Below are 17078 nucleotides of genomic sequence, written 5' to 3'. Positions count from 1 at the left end.
AAGATGGTCAATGGTAGTCAGCCTTCATCCCCCTTGTCTCCTACAGCATTCTCCCGGCCATGTTGCAAGCCTGCTAATGCGAATGGCCCCACGAGAACCTTACGCTGCGACGACGGCGAACCCTCTGGCGCGCAGGCCACGCCGGTCGTCATGCAATGAGGTGACCAGCCGATCGCGGCTGCCTGCGATGTGAGCGGAAAGCAGCCGCGCCGCTGCCTCGGCATCGCCGCTCCTGAGGGCGGCGAGGATGGCATGATGTTCGGCCCAGGCACGGCCGAGCGCCTTTTCATCGCGCACCTCCAGCCAGCGCGCCCGCGACAGCCTGGTCATCGCGTCGCGAACGGCCCTGAGCAGAAACTCATTGCCGGAAAGCCTTGCCATCTCGATGTGGAAATCCATTCCGACCCGATGCCACTCCTCGCGCGGCGTCTCGGCATCGCAGGACTCAAGCATCGCCGCGATCACCTCGACCCCACCGCGGTCTTCGAGCACCGCCGTCAGGCGGACGGCCGCGACCTCGACCGCCTCGCGGTAGACGGCGATCTGCCCGAGTTCCGCGAGGTTGATCGGCGCGACCGTCCAGCCGCGACCGTCGCGGCCGATCAGCCCTTCCGTTTCCAGGCGCAGCAGCGCCGCCCGCACCGGCGTTCGCGAAGCGCCGAACCGGCTCTCGATCCAGCGCTCGGTCAGCCGCTCGCCCGGGCCGATCTCCAAACCGAGGATCATCTCGCGAAGCTGCCGTTCGACATTTTGCATCTGCGACATTGTCGTCCCGCTTTCCAAAGCCGCATTGACAGCCCCCGCATTGACAGCGGCGAGCGTCAGGTCCATGACGGATACCAGCTTGGTATCCCAAATTGGTATCCGTAACAACCCCAGCATTGGCACGCATGACATGACGACGCCGAACGAATCCGAACAGAGCGGCTACAACATCCATTGGCGGCGCAACCTTGCCGTCTGCTTCGCCGGCTCGTTCAGCACGCTTATTGCCATGACGCTGCTGCTGCCGTTCCTGCCGCTCTATGTCGAGCAGCTCGGCGCCGAAGGCCACGCGGCGATCGTGCAGTGGTCGGGCATCGCCTATGGCGCGACCTTCTTCGCGGCCGCGCTGGTCGCGCCATTGTGGGGACGGCTGGGCGACCGCTACGGCCGCAAGCTGATGCTGGTGCGCGCTTCGTTCGGCATGGCGATCTGCATGTCGCTGACCGGGATGGTTGAGAGTGTGTGGCAGCTGGTGCTGCTCCGGCTGCTGATCGGTTTTGCCGGCGGCTATTCGTCTGGTTCGACGATCCTGGTGGCGATGCAGACGCCGAAGGAGCGCTCGGGCCGGGCGCTGGGCGTGCTGGCGGCGGGCATCACGGCGGGCTCGCTGGTCGGACCGCTGCTAGGCGGTCTGCTGCCGCCGCTGATCGGCATCCGCGCGACCTTCCTGCTGTCCGGCGCCGTCATCTTCCTGGCCTTCCTGGCGACGACTTTCCTGATCAAGGAGAACCCGCCGGCGCCCAGGCCCGCCTCGATGGCGAAGCCGAAAAGCGGCTGGTCGCAGATCCCCGACAAGCGGCCGATCGTCGCCATGCTGACCACCGGCATGCTGCTCGCTTTCGCCACCATGTCGATCGAGCCGATCATCACCGTTTATGTGCAACAGCTCGTCGAGGACCAGAGCAAGGTGACCATGGTCGCTGGCGTCGTCATGTCGGCGGCGGCGCTCGGCACCATCCTGTCCTCATCCTGGTTGGGAAAACTCGCCGATCGCGTCGGCCACTGGAACGTCGTGGTCGGCGCGCTTGCCGTCTCGGCCTTGCTGCTCATTCCGCAGGCCTTCGTCACCAATGGCTGGCAGTTGATCGGCCTGCGCTTCCTGATGGGCCTGGCACTGGGCGGCCTGTTGCCCTGCATCACAAGCGTCATCCGCCACAACATCCCTGACGGGATCGGCGGCAATGTGCTTGGCCTGGCGATCTCGGCGCAATATGTCGGCCAGGTCGCGGGACCACTTTCCGGCGGTTTCGTCGGTGGGCATTTCGGCATGCGCTCGGTGTTTCTGGGTACATCGGTGCTGATGGCGCTGGGTGCTGCCTACAACTGGATTGTCCAGTCGCGGCGGGCACGGCATATGCTGCTTGAAGCCGGCGAGTCCTGAACCGGCGCACCGCCCAAGCGCAGCATGGAGCATCCAAGATGAGCCTTACGGGCCAAGCATCAGGCGGCGGGAGCCGCGTCCTCGTGCTGGCAGCCGGCCTCGTCGGCGCGGCCGGCGTGGCGCTGTCGGCGGCGGCCGCGCATCGCGGCGGCGCTTTCACCGGCACGGCGGCCAATTTCCTGCTGATGCATGCGCCGGTGTTCCTCGCCATCGGCCTTGCCGGCGGCAACCGCTGCCTCAGGATCGCCAGCCTCGTCCTGCTCGCGGGCCTGCTTCTGTTCTGCGGCGATCTGCTCGCCCGCGACTTTCTCGGCTCGCGGCTGTTCCCGATGTCGGCGCCCATCGGCGGCACCCTTCTGATCGCCGGCTGGGTGGCGATCGCCGTCTCGGCGCTGTGGCGTCCGCGACCCTGACCTGGTCCTTGGCCTGACCTATCTTTGGCCGAAACGCCGCTTGCGCTGGCGTGCAGGCGACTCGCCGACGCGGCGCCGTTCAGGCTGCTCGGTTCCGGGCGTGATGCCCCAATAGTTGCGGTAGATGTCCTGAAACAGATGACCAATCGGATGCATAACCATTTCTCCTTGGAATTGAACCGATCCAATCTATCGACGCTGAAAGTCGCTGTGGCTCAGCCGCGCTTGCGCTCCACGAGAAAGCGCGGGCGCGCCTCCATGGACTCGACCTGCCGCGCCGCTTCTCGCTGACGATGACCGAGGCGATGCCCCAATCGTTGCGGTAGATGTCCTCGAACAAATAGCCCACCGGATGCACGGCACCCTCCTGTCGAAATCCACTCCACCATGAAGCGGAAATTTGGATCGATTCAAATCATAGGCCTTATTTGCCCGACGTCAATCGAATTTGAATCGATCCAACAAAAATGTTAGATGACCGGCGACAATTCAGCGGTCATGTTCGTCGCGTTGACCGGATTCGGAGAAGGACATGGCATCACTCCTCGAAGGCCAGGCAAGACCGATCAGGTTGGCCGACATCGCCAAGGCCGCCGGCGTCTCGCATGGCACGGCCTCGAATGTTTTCAGCCGCCCCGAGATCGTGCGCGCCGAAGTGCGGGAACGGGTGAAGGCGGTCGCGGAGCAGATGGGCTATGCCGGCCCGGACCCGAAAGGCCGCCTGCTGCGCGCCGGCAAGGTCAACGCCATCGGCGTCGCCACCACCGAGCCCCTTTCCTACTTTTTCGACGATCCCTTCGCCCGCGTCATGATGGCCGGCATTTCCGAAGCCTGCGACGCCACCGGCGCGGGCATCGCGCTGGTCTCGGCAGCCAACCAGGAAAAGCTCGCCTGGAACATCCAGAGCGCGCTTGTCGACGGTTTTGTGCTGTTCTGCATCGAAGGCGGCTCGCGCCTTGTCGACCTGACGCGCGAGCGCAGGCTGCCCTTCGTTGCGCTGGAGCTCGGCTTCCAGGACGAGACCGTGTCGGCCATCGGCGTCGACAATGTCGCAGGCGCAAGGCTTGCCGCCCGCCATCTCGCCGAGCTTGGCCATCGCCGCTTCGCCGTCCTGTCGCTCGGCTTTGCCGACAACCGCACCGGCTTCGCGACGCCGGAAGCGGTGCGCAGCGCAGTCTACACCGGAACGCGCGATCGCCTTGCCGGTTACTTCGAGGAGCTTTCCCGCTTCGGCATCGATACGGCGAAAATTCCGGTCTATGAGACCGAGAACGAAGAAAAAAGCACCAGGACCGGCCTCGAGGCGATCTTTGCCAAGGGGGAGCCGCCGACCGCCATCCTGGCTATGTCGGATCGCATGGCCCTGATCGCCATCGACTGGCTGAGGGCACGCGGCCTCAATGTTCCCGGCGATGTCTCCATTGTCGGCTTTGACGGCGTGCCGGACGGCGCGCTGGCCACGCCGCCGCTGACGACGATCGCCCAGCCGATCATCGAGATCGGCCGCCGCGCCGCGCGCATGATCCTCGACCATGACGGCGCGGTGCGGCGCGAGACGATGGGCGTCGAGTTCGTCGTCAGAGGCTCGACCGGTCCGGCACCGAAAGCCTGAGCGGGTTCAGGTAATTCCGCGCGGATAGACCACCCGGCACTTTCCTTGCGCTGCGGTCAGTAGCCGCCCGCCCTCGCCGGCAGCGGCTGCACGCCGAACGTCGCCCGCGCAGGCTCCTCGCGCATCGGCTTGGCGCGGGAGGGGCTGAGGCTCGCAAGCCATTCGAGGTAGAGTGCAAGCGCGAGTTGCACGGCGATGCCTGCAGCGATCAGCAGCGTGTCGTAGGCCGGGCCGCCCGGATTGATCAGCTTCAGCACCTGCGCCGCCATGGCAAGCAGCGTGCCGGCGATGAACACCGGCAGCGAGCGCTTGCCCAGGATCGCCAGCGGATTGTCGGGCCGGACGCGGAACAGGTTCGAGATAGCCGGCAGCGCCACGATCAGGTAGCTGACCGACAGGATGTGCAGCAGCCGCGGCAGCGACAGGAAGGTCTTGTCGAAGCCGCCGATCACCACCGGCAGGTCGAACCAGGTGATCTGCCCCCAGAGCGGGCTGTGCACCCAGATCGCCGCTCCGATCACATAGATGCCGGCGGCTCCAAGCAGCCACGGATTGACCGGGATCCGCCCGCCGCGCTTCACATGCAGCATGGCGGCAAGGCCGATGTTGAACAGGAACTGCCAGGACAGCGGGTTGAGGAACCAAAGGCCCGGCTCCGGATAGTTCGGCGGCGCGACCTGCCAGATGCCGGCGACGAGCCACAGCAGGCCGGACGCGATCAGCGCCGGCACGGGCCGATAGCTGACGAACAGCACGAAAGCAGGTGCCGCCAGAAGCAGCGCCCCATAGACCGGCAGGATGTTGTTGTAGCCGAGTTGGTGGCCGAGGGTGACGATGCCGAGCAGCACCTGCGGCGTGTTCTTCATCAAGGGTTCGATGTTGATCATCGTCAGCATTTCCGGCCGGTGCGCGAACAGCGCGGCGGCGCAAAACAGCGCGATCACCACCATCGTGATGACGATGTGGGAGATGTAGAGCACGCCGGCGCGCCGCCACATCTTCAAGGTCGCGAGCAATCGGCCGCCCGGCTTGAACTTCGTGCCATAAGCCAGCGCCACCGAGATGCCGGAAATCAGCACGAAGGCCTCCGCCGCGTCGGAAAAGCCGAAATTCTTATAGGTCCAGTTCTCGAAGACCGTGCCAGGCACATGGTCGACGAAAATGGTGAGCAACGCGAGCGCGCGCAGCACGTCAATGCGCGTATCGCGCTCGACGATACGCTTGTCGCGGTCGTTGATACGCTTCTCGCGATCGTTGGAAACAGGGGTGGTCATCGACAAAAGGCCTCAAAGCTGGTTGTTCATAGCCAGCAATGCGACCCCCGGGGCGCACCGCTTCGATTTCCTCCCATGGGGAGTGTATCGGCGGAAAAACGGCCTGAATTGCGCCTGGTTCAATCAACTTTCGCGGAGCGCGAAAATATTCCGTTTTGAAGCCGGCAAATCAACGAATCTCTCATGGAATCAAGTGGATATGAGCGTGTCCGAATATAGCGACGAAAACAGCATCCTGCGCGAGGATCTGACATTTCCCTACCGTCTGCTGAAGCCGGCAAACGCCAGCGGCGACTGCCTCTTCGTGCTGCACGGGTCAGGCGTGGACGAGACGACGATGCTGCCGCTGGCGATGCAGATCGCGCCGCGTTCGGTGATCGTCGCGGCGCGCGGCCGCATTCGGCAGGAGGACGGATTTCGCTGGTTCGAGCGAATCACGCCGACCAGTTTCGAGCAGGCCAGCATCCATGCCGAGACGGCTGCCTATGCCCAGTTCACGACGGAAGCCGCGCGGCAACATGGGCTCCACCTGCAACGCGCGACCTTCCTTGGCTATTCGAACGGCGCCAATGTCGTCTCCAGCTTGATGCTGCTCCATCCCGGCCTGGTCAAGCAGGCGGCGCTGTTGAGGGCGATGCCGGTGCTCGACAATCCTCCAACGTCAGATCTTAGCGGCACACGGGTGCTGATCGTCGCCGGCGCCGCCGACCAGACCTACGGACCGTTCGCGCCCACATTGGTGACGCTGTTCAGCGAGCGCGGCGCCGAGGTCGACGCGCGCATCGTCGCCGCGGGCCATGAATTCGGCGATGCGGACGCCGCGATCGTGCGACAATGGCTGGCGGCGCCTACGCCAGTCGCCTGACCGCGCGGGCGAGGCGGGCTTCCGCGCCGGTGATCAACAGGTTGAGGCCCCGTTCTCGAACAGCGCCTCGTGGCCACCCCGCCCGGTAACGGGCCTCGTCTCGGTAGTCGGCCCACTCGTCATCGCAACGCTCTATTTTCCACACACGGAGTTTCTTTCCCGGTCTGGTTTTGATCGCTGGCGCAGCCCTTTATCTGCTCTGCCTGCCGCTACTCACAGCGGCCCGTTCGCCTGCGGCAACGCGGGCACCGGCACCTCGTGCCGGCACGAGTTGACAGGGTAAGGCATTCCACAATTCAAAGCGGCATAACGCTCTGCTGTCATATGTCTGTCACATACTGTCTATCGTGATACTGTTCACTCAGGGGGAGGTCTCAATGGCCGACGAGAACAGCATCACTCTGCTCGACGACACTTCGAAGTTGCCCGCCATTGCCGCCAGCCCGGGCGAGGTCGCCAGGATCGAAGGCGGCATCGATATTCGCGACCGCGCTGCGATTTCGGTCTTCGGCGACCGCGCCCAGCAAGCGGTCAGCGACTATGCCGACAAGGTCCTGTCGCAGATCCGCAACCGCGATCTCGGCGACACCGGCACGTTGCTCACCGACATCATCATGAAGGCCAAGAACCTCGATCCGGCTTCGCTTAAGGAAGAAGGGTTCTTGAGCAATTTGTTCTCCTCGTTCAAGGCACGGCTCGAGCGCTTCAAGGAGAAGTACGAGGACGTCGCCGGGCAGATCGACCGTATCGGCCTGGAGCTCGACCGCCACAAGGATACGCTGCGCCGCGACATCGCCGTGCTCGACGACCTGCATGAGCAGACCAAGGACTCCATCCTCAATCTCGACGCCTATGTGCAGGCTGGCAAGAAATTCGTCGACGAATACCGCGCCGACGAACTACCGAAGCTGAAGGCGGCGGCCGACGCCAAGGCCAGCGATTCCGCCGGAGCGCTGGAAGCGCAGACCTATCAGGACGCCGTGCAGGCGCTCGACCGGCTGGAAAAGCGCATTTTCTACCTGGTGCAGGCGCGCCAGCTCGGCATCCAGCAATTGCCGCAAATCCGCATCGTGCAGTCGGGCGACGAGACGCTGATCGAAAACCTGCAGGCCACCTCGGCGCTGACCGTGCCGGCCTGGAAGCAGAAGATGGTCATCCTGCTTGGGCTGACCAACCAGAAGTCGGCGCTGGACCTGCAAAAGACAGTGACAGACGCCACCAACGAGATGATCCGCCAGACATCGAAGATGATGAAGGACCAGGCCATCTCCATCGAGGAGCAAGCGCAGCGCGGCATCGTCGATGTCGAGACGCTTGCGCAGGCTAACCGCGACCTGATCGACACGGTGCAAGGCGTGCTCAAGGTGCAGGAGCAAGGCCGGCAGAAGCGAGCCGACGCCGAAAAGCAGATGGACCAGATGACCGCCGACCTCAAGAAAGCGCTCATCCAGGGCTGAGGGCCTCGATGCCAATGAAGCTTTCGTCCGTTCTGGCGTTGGCGGCCGCGCTGCTGCTGGCGGCCTGCAATTCGAGCAACGTCAAATTCTCGATCGTCTCCGGTTCCGAGAACACGGTGCTGGAGCCGATCGTGCAGGAGTTCTGCGCCAAGCAGGGCGCGACCTGCACCATCTCCTACCAAGGCTCGCTCGACATCGGCCTCGGCTTGCAGAAGGCCAGCGGGCTCGATCAGGACGCGGTCTGGCCGGCATCGAGCGTCTGGGTCGACCTGTTCGATACCGGCCGCAAGGTACGCAACCTCACCTCGATCGCGCAGATGCCGGTCATCCTGGGCGTGCGCAAATCCAAAGCCGCCGAACTCGGCTGGATCGGCAGGCAAGTCTACATGAAGGACATCCTTGCCGCGGTGAAGGACGGCAAGCTCAAATTCCTGATGACCTCGGCCACGCAGTCCAACTCCGGCGCCAGCGCCTATCTGGCGATGCTCTCCAGCGCGCTCGGCGGCAAGGAGGTGATCCAGCCCGGCGACCTCGACAACCCGTCCGTGCACGACACGGTCGGCGCCCTGTTGCAGGGCGTCGAGCGCTCTTCCGGGTCTTCAGGCTGGCTGGCCGATCTCTATGTCGATTCCGCGCGCAAGGGCACGCTCTATGACGCGATGTGGAATTACGAGGCGACGCTGAAAGAGACCAACGACAGGCTGAAGCAGATGGGCGACGAGCCGCTCTACGCGGTCTATCCGGCCGATGGCGTCGCGGTCGGCGATTCCCCGCTCGGCTTCATCGATCACAGGCGCGGCGCCGATGTCGAAAAGTTCTTCACCGACCTGCTCGCCTATCTGCAGTCGGACACGGTGCGCAAGCGCATCGCCGGCACCGGCCGGCGACTGCCGCTCGGCGGCGCCGCGGTCCAGGCGACGGCCGAGCCCGACTGGAATTTCGATCCGGGCAAGCTGGTGACGTCGATCCGCATGCCGGAACCCGCGGTGATCCGCAAGGCGCTTGATCTCTACCAGCAGGCGCTGCGCAAACCGTCATTGACGGCGCTCTGCTTCGACTTTTCGGGTTCCATGGAGAACGAGGGCGAAACGCAGTTGCAGCAGGCCGCGCAGTTCCTGTTCACGCCGGAAAAGTCGAGCGAAGTGCTGGTGCAATGGACGCCGTCCGACCACATCTTCGTGTTGCCTTTCGACAGCACAGTGCGCGACATTTTCGACGCGACCGGCGATCCGGCGGGCCAGAACCAGCTGCTCGGCGACGTGGCGCAGCAGCATGCCGGCGGCGGTACGGACATGTATGCCTGCGCCCAGCAGGCGCTGCAGAAGATCACCGCGACCGCCGACCTGTCGAAATACCTGCCGGCCATCGTCATCATGACGGACGGCCGCACCGACGGCAGCGCCGAGCCGTTCCTTGCCCAATGGCGCCAGGCGCCGGTGCGCGTGCCGGTGTTCGGCATCACCTTCGGCGATGCCGACAAGGCCCAGCTCGACAGCCTCGCCAAGGCGACCTCGGCGCGGGTCTTCGACGGCGGCGGCGATCTGGCCGGCGCCTTCCGCGCCGCGCGCGGCTATAACTAGGCGGACGATGCGCGGCTTGTTCGGCAATGACTGGAACTGGATCGTGGCGGGCCTCGTGTCGGCCGCGCTGCTGGTCGGTCTAAGCACGCTGACCCATTTTCCCTTCCTGATCTCAGCGGCGATTTCGGTGCTGGTCTTTGCCGGGCTGATCTTCGTGCTGGCGCCGCGCGCGCTGTTCGAGGGGCTCGACCTCAGCACGCTGAGCGGCAGCCGCGTCGCGTTTGCCCGCGAACTCCTGGCGCAGGCGCAGCCGGCCGCCGATCGCCTCGCTGCGGCCGCAAGCTCGATTGCCGACAAGGACATGAAGGCCAAGGTGAAGAACCTGTCGGATATCGCCGCCGACGTGATCTCCAAGGTCGAGGCCAAGCCGGAAAGCGCACCCTCGGTGCGGCGCTTCCTCACCTACTACGTGCCGCAGGCGGCGGAAGTGGCGGAAGGCTATGCGACGCTGGCCAACCGGCGGGCGCCGAGCCAGCAACGGCTCGGGAATGTCGGCACGGTCATCACCAAGCTGCAGGACGCCTTCGTGCATTATTCCGACAGCCTGGCCGACTCCGAACTCGGCACGCTCGACGTTGACCTTCGACTCATCCAGGAGTCGCTGAAAGAGGATATCGGTCGCTGATGGCCCTTTCTCGCCGCGCTTTCGGACTGGGACTGCTTGCCGCCGCCGCGGCCGGAACGGGCGGCTACCTGACGCTCAAGGACCGGCCGGAGTTCCGCGGTTATCTTGGCAACCGCGCGCATCTGTTCGGCTTCATCGGCGGCGAGAAGCAGGCTTTCCTGGCCGACCCCGATGTGGTCGGCGCGCTGGGCGGCTACGGGCTGGAGCTCGACGCCCGTGTCGCCGGTTCGGTCGAGATGGTGCGCGAGCCGGCGCTCTTGACGCAGAAGCCGCAATTCCTGTGGCCGTCCTCGTCGATCATGGTCGACCTCGCCCGCAAGAGCGGCGTCTCGATCCGCAACGATCAGGTCGTGCTCAACTCGCCGATCGTCGTCTACACCTGGGGCCCGGTGGTCGAAGGCTTGAAGAAGAGCGGCTTGGTCACCGTCGCCGCCAAGGGCGGCTACAACCAGCTCGACCTCAAGGCGCTGCTCGATGCCATCCTGGCCGGCAAGAACTGGTCGGATCTCGGCATTTCCGAACTCTACGGCCGCGCCCGCATCGTCTCCACCGATCCCAACCGCTCCAATTCCGGCTTCATGTTCGCAGGGCTCGTGCTCAGCCTGATGAGCGGCGACGTGGCGACACAGGAACTGCTTGCCCGGCATGGCGAGGAGGCGAAGTCGGTCTTCCGCGGCATGGGCCTGAAATCGTCCTCGTCGGGCAAGCTGTTCGACCAGTATATCGCCGGAGGGCTTGGCGCCGAGCCGATGGTGGTGGGCTACGAGAACCAGTTGGTGGAATGGGCGCTTGCCGATCCGGGGCGCTGGCAGCGCGTACAGGCCGGCGCCGGCGCCAAGCCGGAAATCCTTTATCCGCGCCCCACGGTCTATTCGGCGCATCCGCTGATCGTCATCGATCCGGCGGTCGATCCGCTGCTCGAAGCGCTGGCCAGCCCGAAGCTGCAGCAACTCGCCTGGTCGAAGCACGGATTTCGCGGGCCGCTCGGTACCGTGGCGGGCGATGCAGACGCCATCGCCGGCGTGCGGCCGGCCGAGATCGAGGCGGTGCTGCCGATGCCTTCGGCCGACGTGATGCTTTCGCTGCTGTCGCAGATGGAAGGCTAGCCGGCCAACCTGGCCATATTCCGCAGCGCCGAACCCCTCACCCCTGCCCCATCCGGTTCCAGGCGTCCAGGCCGGCGATCTTGTAGGCTTCGGCCAGCGTCGGGTAATTGAAGGTGTTGTTGACGAAGAAGTCGACCGTGCCGCCGAGGTTGATCACCGCCTGGCCGATATGGATGAGTTCGGTAGCGCCCTCGCCGACGATATGGGCGCCGAGCAGGCGGCGCGTCTCGACAGAGAACAACAGCTTCAGGAAGCCGCTTGAGACGCCCATGATGTGGCCGCGCGAGGTCTCGCGGAAGCGCGCCAGGCCGACCTCGTAGGCTGCGCCGCTGTCGCGCACCTGTTCTTCCGACAGGCCGACCGTGGAAATTTCCGGCACGGCGTAGATGCCATAGGGAAAGCTCTCCGGCGGCGGCGGCAGGTGGACCCCGAAGGCGTGGCAAGCCGCCACCCGGCCCTGCTCCATCGACGTCGAAGCCAGGCTCGGGAAGCCGATGACGTCGCCGGACGCGTAGATATTTGAAACCGTGGTCTGGAAGGTATGCGGATCGACCTTGATGCGGCCGCGGGCGTCGGCCTCGATGCCGACCGTGTCGAGGCCGAGGCTGGCGACATTGCCTGTGCGGCCGGCTGCGTAGAGCACCATCTCGGAGCGGATGGTGCGACCGTCGGCCAGCGTCACTTCGGCATGGTCGGGTTTCGAGGCGATCTCCTTCACCGTGCTGCCGAGGCGGATGGTCATGCCGCGGTCGCGCATCTGGTGAATGAAGTCGTCGACGATCTCGCGATCGATGAAGTCGAGGATGGTGTTGCGCGGCTCGACCAGTGTCACCGGCACGTCGAGCGCGGAAAAGATGGTGGCGTATTCGACGCCGATGACGCCGGCGCCGATCACAGTCAGCGTGCGCGGCAGATGGTGGAGTTCCAGCATCTCGTCGCTGTCGAAGACGCGCTTTTTGTCGAACGGCACGTCGGCCGGCCGGTGCGGCCTGGTGCCGACGGCGATCAGCGCGTTGGCGAAGCCAACTTCGCTGTAATCCCCATTGTCGGCGGTCAGGCTGACCTTGTTCGGCGTGAGGAACTTCACGGCGGCGCGCGCGCTCTTCACCGTGTTGCGCATGAACTGATGCTGCAGCACCTCGACCTCATGGTCGAGCGTCTTGTGCAGCCGGTCGACCAGATCTGAGATCGAAATGTCCTGCTTGACCCGGTAGCCACGCCCGTAGAAGCCGCGTTCGCGCCAGCCCGAGAGGTTGAGCACCGTTTCGCGCAGCGTCTTCGACGGGATGGTGCCGGTATGCACCGAGACGCCGCCCAGGCGCCGCCCCCTGTCGACCACCAGCACCGACTTGCCGAGCTTGGCCGATTGCACCGCGGCGCGGCGCCCCGAAGGGCCGCTGCCGATGACCAGCATGTCGTAGTCCATGTCCCGTCCCCTTTGTGCGCCGCAGCAAGCTAGACCGGGAAGAATGTCATGTTCAACAGGCAACACCATTCCCCCGGCAGCGAATCCGCCAATGCAGCCGAAAGCAGGCGAATCCTTAACTGGACGGCAAGGCTTACGTGCAATGGTCCTTGCCGAGGGGACCACCGGGGTAACAGAGTTGGCGATTTCCAAAGGCGATGCGTTGCCTGGCGCGGAGACCGGTTTTTGGTCCGGGCTGCGAAGCAGCGAGACCCTCACCGACCTTCGTGAAGGCCTGTTCCGTTTCATCGCGTTGGCGGTCGCCGCGGTCTTCGTCTATCGCGGTGCGCGTCACCTCGTCATCGATCCGGGCCGGCTGAACATCCTGCTGCTCATGATCTCCGACATTCTGACCTTTACCTGGCTGCTGCTGGCGCGGCGACCGATTGTCCGCGACTGGAGCCCTTTCACGGTATTCATCTCGCTGACGGCCGGTTTCGGCTCGGGTTTCGTATCGCTCCAGGACGGAACCGCGATCATCCCGCTCTATATCGCGGCGCCGCTGCAGTTCCTGGCGCTGTGGCTGGTGATCTGGGGCAAGATGTCGCTCGGCCGATCCTTCGCCATCCTGCCTGCCAATCGCGGCGTCGTCACCGGCGGCGCCTACCGCTTCGTGCGGCACCCGATCTATGCCGGCTACCTGGCCGGGCACATCCTGTTCCTGCTGTCGAGCTTCTCGATCTACAATTTCACCGTCTACGCGATCATCACCCTGTTCCAGGTCCATCGCATCCTGCGTGAAGAACGCATCCTAGCGCTCACGCAGGAGTATCGCGACTATCTCGGGCGGGTTCGCTACAGGCTCTGCCCCGGCATCTTCTGATATCGCGCCGGCCCGCCGGCGCGCACCTTCCTTGAATTCCGGGCCGCCCTCACCATTTGAAAAGGGCGGCAGGCATCCTCAAGCAGATGCCGCGATCGAGGAACGGATATGAACGCACGCGCATTGGACGGCGAGATCATCGCGACCAGGTTCGAGGACACTCGCGCCTATCGCGGGGTGCGGACAAGGCGCATCTTCGCCTTCCTGCTCGACTATTTCTTCGTCGCGCTGCTGACCATTCCCTTCGCCATCCTGGTCGCCATTCTCGGGCTTTTGACTTTCGGCCTCGGCTGGGCGTTGTTTTCGGTGCTGGTGCCGATGGTCGCCATTCTCTACATCTGGAACACGCTGGGCAGCCGCGACCAGGCGACGACCGGCATGAAGATCATGGGCATCCGCCTGGAGAAGCTCGACGGCAGCCGCATCGACGGCATGACCGCCGTGGTTCACTCGGTGCTGTTCTGGGCGGGCAACGTCATCCTGACGCCTCTGGTGCTCCTGGTCACGTTGTTCTCCGACCGCAAGCGCACGCTGCACGACCTGCTGCTCGGCACGGTGGTCACCCGCACCGATATCTGACGGCGTTCCACGGCCGTGTCGATCAGACCGCCGCGCCGCCTGTGCTTAAATATGAACAGGTCGAGGCCATCTCAGCCGCACAATCCTGTTGAATTTTTCGCCGACCGGGCCAAAGGTAGGGCGATTCGCAGGAGCGTTTCCAAGATTAGATGACGCAGCATCCAACCCAGTCGCCGCAGTTCTTCCTGACCGCGCCGTCGCCGTGCCCCTATCTGGAGGGACAGTTCGAGCGCAAGGTGTTCACGCACCTTGTCGGCGACAAGGCGCCGGAGATGAACGACCTGCTGACGCAAGGCGGCTTCCGGCGCTCGCAGAACATCGCCTACCGTCCGGCCTGCGAGTCGTGCCGCGCCTGTGTGTCGGTTCGCATCCTGGCACAGGAATTCAGCCCAAGCCGCAACATGCGCCGCGTCGCCCAGCACAATGCCGACCTCGTCGGCGCCATGCATGACGCGCAGCCCTCGACCGAGCAATACTCGCTCTTCCGCGGCTATCTCGACGCCCGCCACCGCCGTGGCGGCATGTCGGACATGACTGTGCTCGACTATGCGATGATGGTGGAAGACACGCATGTCGACACCAAGATCATCGAATACCGGCGGCGCGGCCCGGACACTTTCATCACCGGCAAAGGCCAGGGCGAACTGATAGCTGTCGCACTCACCGACAAGATGGCCGATGGCCTGTCGATGGTCTATTCCTACTTCAATCCCGACTTCGAGGACCGCTCGCTCGGCACTTTCATGATCCTCGATCACATCGCTCGCGCCAAGGCGATGGGTCTGCCCCACGTCTATCTCGGCTACTGGGTCAACGGCTCGCGCAAGATGAATTATAAGATGCGCTTCATGCCGCAGGAGCATCTCGGCCCGAAAGGCTGGGAACGCTACGACCACGAAGCGGTCAGTCGCTAAAACAGTTTTCCCGAACCTGCCCTTATAGTGTTTCAAGGGAGAAGACGCCGGTCTTGCTCGCCCTCGCGTGCGAGGTGTGCAATCGCGCCGGCTCTTGCTCTCGCTTTATTTCGAGAACGATCACATGTCTTCCCACACCGATCACCAGAAAGGCCTCATCGTCACCGCCATCGGCGGGCTGGTGCTGAGCATAGATATTCCGCTGATCCGGCTCGCGGATGGCGAAGCTTGGACCATCCTTTTGCTGCGCACCAGCTGCACCTTGGCGGCGGCGCTGATCATGTGGGCCGTCTGGCGCTTGTACAGCAAGGATGCGCCGCAGCTCATACCCGGCTGGTCGGGGCTGGTCGTGGCCGTGATTTACGGTCTCGGCGCGGTCGCCTTCATGATAGCCGTCTATCATACATCGACAGCCGATCTGGTCTTCATTCTGGCCTTCAACACCGTCTTCGCGGCGCTGCTGTCGTGGCTGTTCCTGAAGGAGCGGCCGCGACCGCTGACCCTCGCCGCGATGGCGCTGATGATCGTCGGCGTCGCCATCATCGTCAGCGATTCCGTCGGCACCGGATATTTATTCGGCGACCTGATGGCATTGTGTTCGGCCTTCCTGATTGCCTGCGCCATCACCATCTCGCGCGCCAGCGGCAAGGACATGGGCTTTACCGCGCTGATCGGCGTGGTCCTGCCTCTTGGGGTGGCGGCGTTCATGGTCTCCAGGAGCGGCTTTCAAGTCGAAGCGCCGTGGTGGATCATCCTGAACGGCGGCGTCGTCATGCCGATCGCATTCTTCTGCCTCGCCAACGGACCGAAATACATCTCGGGCGCGGAAGTCGCGATGTTCTATCTCTTGGAAACGGTCCTCGCGCCGGTCTGGGTGTGGATGATCTTCGCCGAGACACCGTCACGCAACAGCCTGATCGGCGGCGGCATCATGATCGTAACGCTGGTCGCGCATTCGCTCTGGCAATTGCATGAGGGCCGCAAGCGCCGTGCGGACCTCGCGGTGCATCACCCAGCCTGAATCTTCCTTGGCTCGGCGGCCGCCTCGATCCGGGGCGGCGCGCCGGCCTCGTCGGCGACAGGCGGAAGCTCGTCCATGATCTCGACCTCGCGCAGCCATTCGCGCCAGATGGCAACCAGCAACGCCATCAGCACCGGGCCGATGAACAGGCCGAGGAAGCCCATCGTCTTGACGCCGCCGATCAGGCCGAAAAAGGTCGGCAGGAAAGGCAGCTTGATCGGGCCGCCGACGAGCTTGGGCCGCAAGGTCTTGTCGACGATGAAGAGCTCGACCGCGCCCCAGATGAACAGGGCCGCGCCGGCGAAAAGCTTGCCGCTGGCGGCGAGGTAGATCGACACCAGGGTGAAGGAGAGCGGCGCACCGCCCGGGACCAGCGCCATGATGCCGGTGAGCGCGCCGAGCGTCACCGGCGACGGTACGCCGGCGAGCCAATAGGCGATGCCGAGCACCAGGCCCTCGCCGATGGCGATGATGGTCATGCCGGTGACCGTCGAGGAAATGGTTGCCGGCACGACGCGCGAGATACGCTCCCAGCGCGTCGGCAGGATGCGTTCGCCAAGGCGATCGACCTGGGCCGCGAAAGACTCGCCGTCGCGATAGGCGAAGAACAGCGCGATCATCATGAACAGAAGCGTCAGCACCAGGCCGAAGGCGCTGCCGCCGGCGGCCAAGGCGCCGCGATAGATGCTGCCGATGTTGGAGCCGCTGATCAGCTGGATCAACTCGCCGATGCCGCCGGGATGGCCGAGGTAGCCCGTCCATTGCTCGTTCAGCCACTCGCCGACGACCGGCATGGTGGCGATCCAACCGGGCGTCACCGCGCCGTGCCGATTGGTCTCGATCGCCCAGGTCACCCACTCGCGCAGCTCGTTGATGGCGTAGGTGCCGGCAAGCGCGATCGGCACCACCAGGAAGGTGAGGATGAAAAGTATGGCCAAGGTCGCGCCGATGGTGCGGTTGCCACCGACGGCGACGAGCAGCCGGCGGTAGAGCGGCCAGCTGGCGAAGGCGATGACGAGCGCGGCCAGCACCGGGAACAGGAAACCGTGGAAGAAATAGACGCCGGCGGCGGCGATCAGCACCAGGAGCCAGCGCGCCGCCGACAGCGGCGGGATGACGGCCGCCCTGAGCGGCGTCGACAGGCCGAACAGGCGCTGTCCCGGTTTCTGGATCTCAGCCCGCTTCAAGCGTGCGTTTC

17 protein-coding genes are annotated in these 17078 nt (G+C 64.5%); 12 read left to right on the top strand and 5 right to left on the bottom strand.

What is annotated here, in order from left to right:
* Nucleotides 1-99: 99 nt before the first annotated feature.
* Nucleotides 100-765 (bottom strand): GntR family transcriptional regulator, encoded by a 666-nt coding sequence (locus FJ957_RS25115; protein ID WP_140835497.1) that lies wholly within the window; start codon nt 763-765, stop codon nt 100-102.
* A gap of 64 nt (nt 766-829) precedes the next feature.
* Here FJ957_RS25115 and FJ957_RS25110 point away from each other — a divergent pair, with 64 nt between their 5' ends.
* Entirely contained in the window at nt 830-2146 is a 1317-nt protein-coding gene (locus FJ957_RS25110; RefSeq protein ID WP_348642571.1) for an MFS transporter, read from the top strand.
* A 38-nt stretch (nt 2147-2184) separates the two neighbouring features.
* Nucleotides 2185-2559 carry a DUF423 domain-containing protein gene (locus FJ957_RS25105; protein ID WP_140835495.1) on the top strand — a complete coding sequence of 125 codons (375 nt, stop codon included), beginning with the start codon at nt 2185-2187 and terminating at the stop codon, nt 2557-2559.
* 18 nt (nt 2560-2577) lie between these two features.
* On the opposite strand, the gene FJ957_RS31925 is transcribed toward FJ957_RS25105, so the two are convergent.
* Nucleotides 2578-2715 carry a hypothetical protein gene (locus FJ957_RS31925; protein ID WP_181177507.1) on the bottom strand — a complete coding sequence of 46 codons (138 nt, stop codon included), beginning with the start codon at nt 2713-2715 and terminating at the stop codon, nt 2578-2580.
* Between the two features lie 376 nt (nt 2716-3091).
* Here FJ957_RS31925 and FJ957_RS25100 point away from each other — a divergent pair, with 376 nt between their 5' ends.
* Nucleotides 3092-4171, top strand: a complete 1080-nt coding sequence (locus tag FJ957_RS25100) for a LacI family DNA-binding transcriptional regulator (RefSeq protein ID WP_140835494.1) — start codon at nt 3092-3094, stop codon at nt 4169-4171.
* Nucleotides 4172-4227: 56 nt separating this feature from the next.
* Here FJ957_RS25100 and opgC read toward each other — a convergent pair whose 3' ends face one another.
* Entirely contained in the window at nt 4228-5445 is a 1218-nt protein-coding gene (opgC, locus tag FJ957_RS25095; RefSeq protein ID WP_140835493.1) for an OpgC domain-containing protein, read from the bottom strand.
* Between opgC and FJ957_RS25090 the strand changes: the two genes are divergently transcribed.
* From FJ957_RS25090 to FJ957_RS25070, 5 genes are all read left to right on the top strand, one after another.
* A complete protein-coding gene (locus tag FJ957_RS25090) occupies nt 5438-6310 on the top strand; it encodes an alpha/beta hydrolase (protein WP_348642570.1) in 873 nt (290 codons plus the stop codon). The genes opgC and FJ957_RS25090 overlap by 8 nt on opposite strands.
* Nucleotides 6311-6687: 377 nt before the next feature.
* Nucleotides 6688-7767 carry a toxic anion resistance protein gene (locus FJ957_RS25085; RefSeq protein ID WP_140835492.1) on the top strand — a complete coding sequence of 360 codons (1080 nt, stop codon included), beginning with the start codon at nt 6688-6690 and terminating at the stop codon, nt 7765-7767.
* An 8-nt stretch (nt 7768-7775) separates the two neighbouring features.
* Nucleotides 7776-9347: a substrate-binding domain-containing protein gene (locus tag FJ957_RS25080; RefSeq protein ID WP_140835491.1), complete on the top strand. Its 1572-nt coding sequence runs from the start codon at nt 7776-7778 to the stop codon at nt 9345-9347.
* 7 nt (nt 9348-9354) lie between these two features.
* Nucleotides 9355-9972, top strand: coding sequence for a 5-bromo-4-chloroindolyl phosphate hydrolysis family protein (locus tag FJ957_RS25075; RefSeq protein ID WP_140835490.1), 618 nt, complete (start codon nt 9355-9357; stop codon nt 9970-9972).
* Nucleotides 9972-11078, top strand: coding sequence for a hypothetical protein (locus tag FJ957_RS25070; RefSeq protein ID WP_140835489.1), 1107 nt, complete (start codon nt 9972-9974; stop codon nt 11076-11078). Before FJ957_RS25075 ends, FJ957_RS25070 begins: the two co-directional genes overlap by 1 nt.
* 37 nt (nt 11079-11115) lie before the next feature.
* Here FJ957_RS25070 and sthA read toward each other — a convergent pair whose 3' ends face one another.
* Nucleotides 11116-12504 carry a Si-specific NAD(P)(+) transhydrogenase gene (gene sthA, locus FJ957_RS25065; RefSeq protein ID WP_140541258.1) on the bottom strand — a complete coding sequence of 463 codons (1389 nt, stop codon included), beginning with the start codon at nt 12502-12504 and terminating at the stop codon, nt 11116-11118.
* Nucleotides 12505-12682: 178 nt separating this feature from the next.
* Between sthA and FJ957_RS25060 the strand changes: the two genes are divergently transcribed.
* The 4 genes from FJ957_RS25060 to FJ957_RS25045 all read left to right on the top strand — a co-directional run bounded on the left by FJ957_RS25060 (nt 12683) and on the right by FJ957_RS25045 (nt 15880).
* Nucleotides 12683-13366, top strand: a complete 684-nt coding sequence (locus FJ957_RS25060; RefSeq protein WP_246685958.1) for an isoprenylcysteine carboxylmethyltransferase family protein — start codon at nt 12683-12685, stop codon at nt 13364-13366.
* A 108-nt stretch (nt 13367-13474) separates the two neighbouring features.
* Entirely contained in the window at nt 13475-13945 is a 471-nt protein-coding gene (locus FJ957_RS25055) for an RDD family protein (RefSeq protein ID WP_140835487.1), read from the top strand.
* Nucleotides 13946-14094: 149 nt separating this feature from the next.
* Nucleotides 14095-14859: an arginyltransferase gene (locus tag FJ957_RS25050; RefSeq protein WP_140835486.1), complete on the top strand. Its 765-nt coding sequence runs from the start codon at nt 14095-14097 to the stop codon at nt 14857-14859.
* Between the two features lie 124 nt (nt 14860-14983).
* Nucleotides 14984-15880 carry a DMT family transporter gene (locus FJ957_RS25045; protein ID WP_140835485.1) on the top strand — a complete coding sequence of 299 codons (897 nt, stop codon included), beginning with the start codon at nt 14984-14986 and terminating at the stop codon, nt 15878-15880.
* Here the strand turns inward: FJ957_RS25045 and FJ957_RS25040 are convergent.
* Entirely contained in the window at nt 15868-17067 is a 1200-nt protein-coding gene (locus FJ957_RS25040; RefSeq protein WP_140835484.1) for an AI-2E family transporter, read from the bottom strand. The genes FJ957_RS25045 and FJ957_RS25040 overlap by 13 nt on opposite strands.
* Nucleotides 17068-17078 lie beyond the last annotated feature (11 nt).

Origin of the sequence: Mesorhizobium sp. B2-4-6 (assembly GCF_006442775.1) — a bacterium.
Lineage (GTDB): Bacteria > Pseudomonadota > Alphaproteobacteria > Rhizobiales > Rhizobiaceae > Mesorhizobium.
This window is presented reverse-complemented; position numbering and strand designations above follow the sequence as displayed.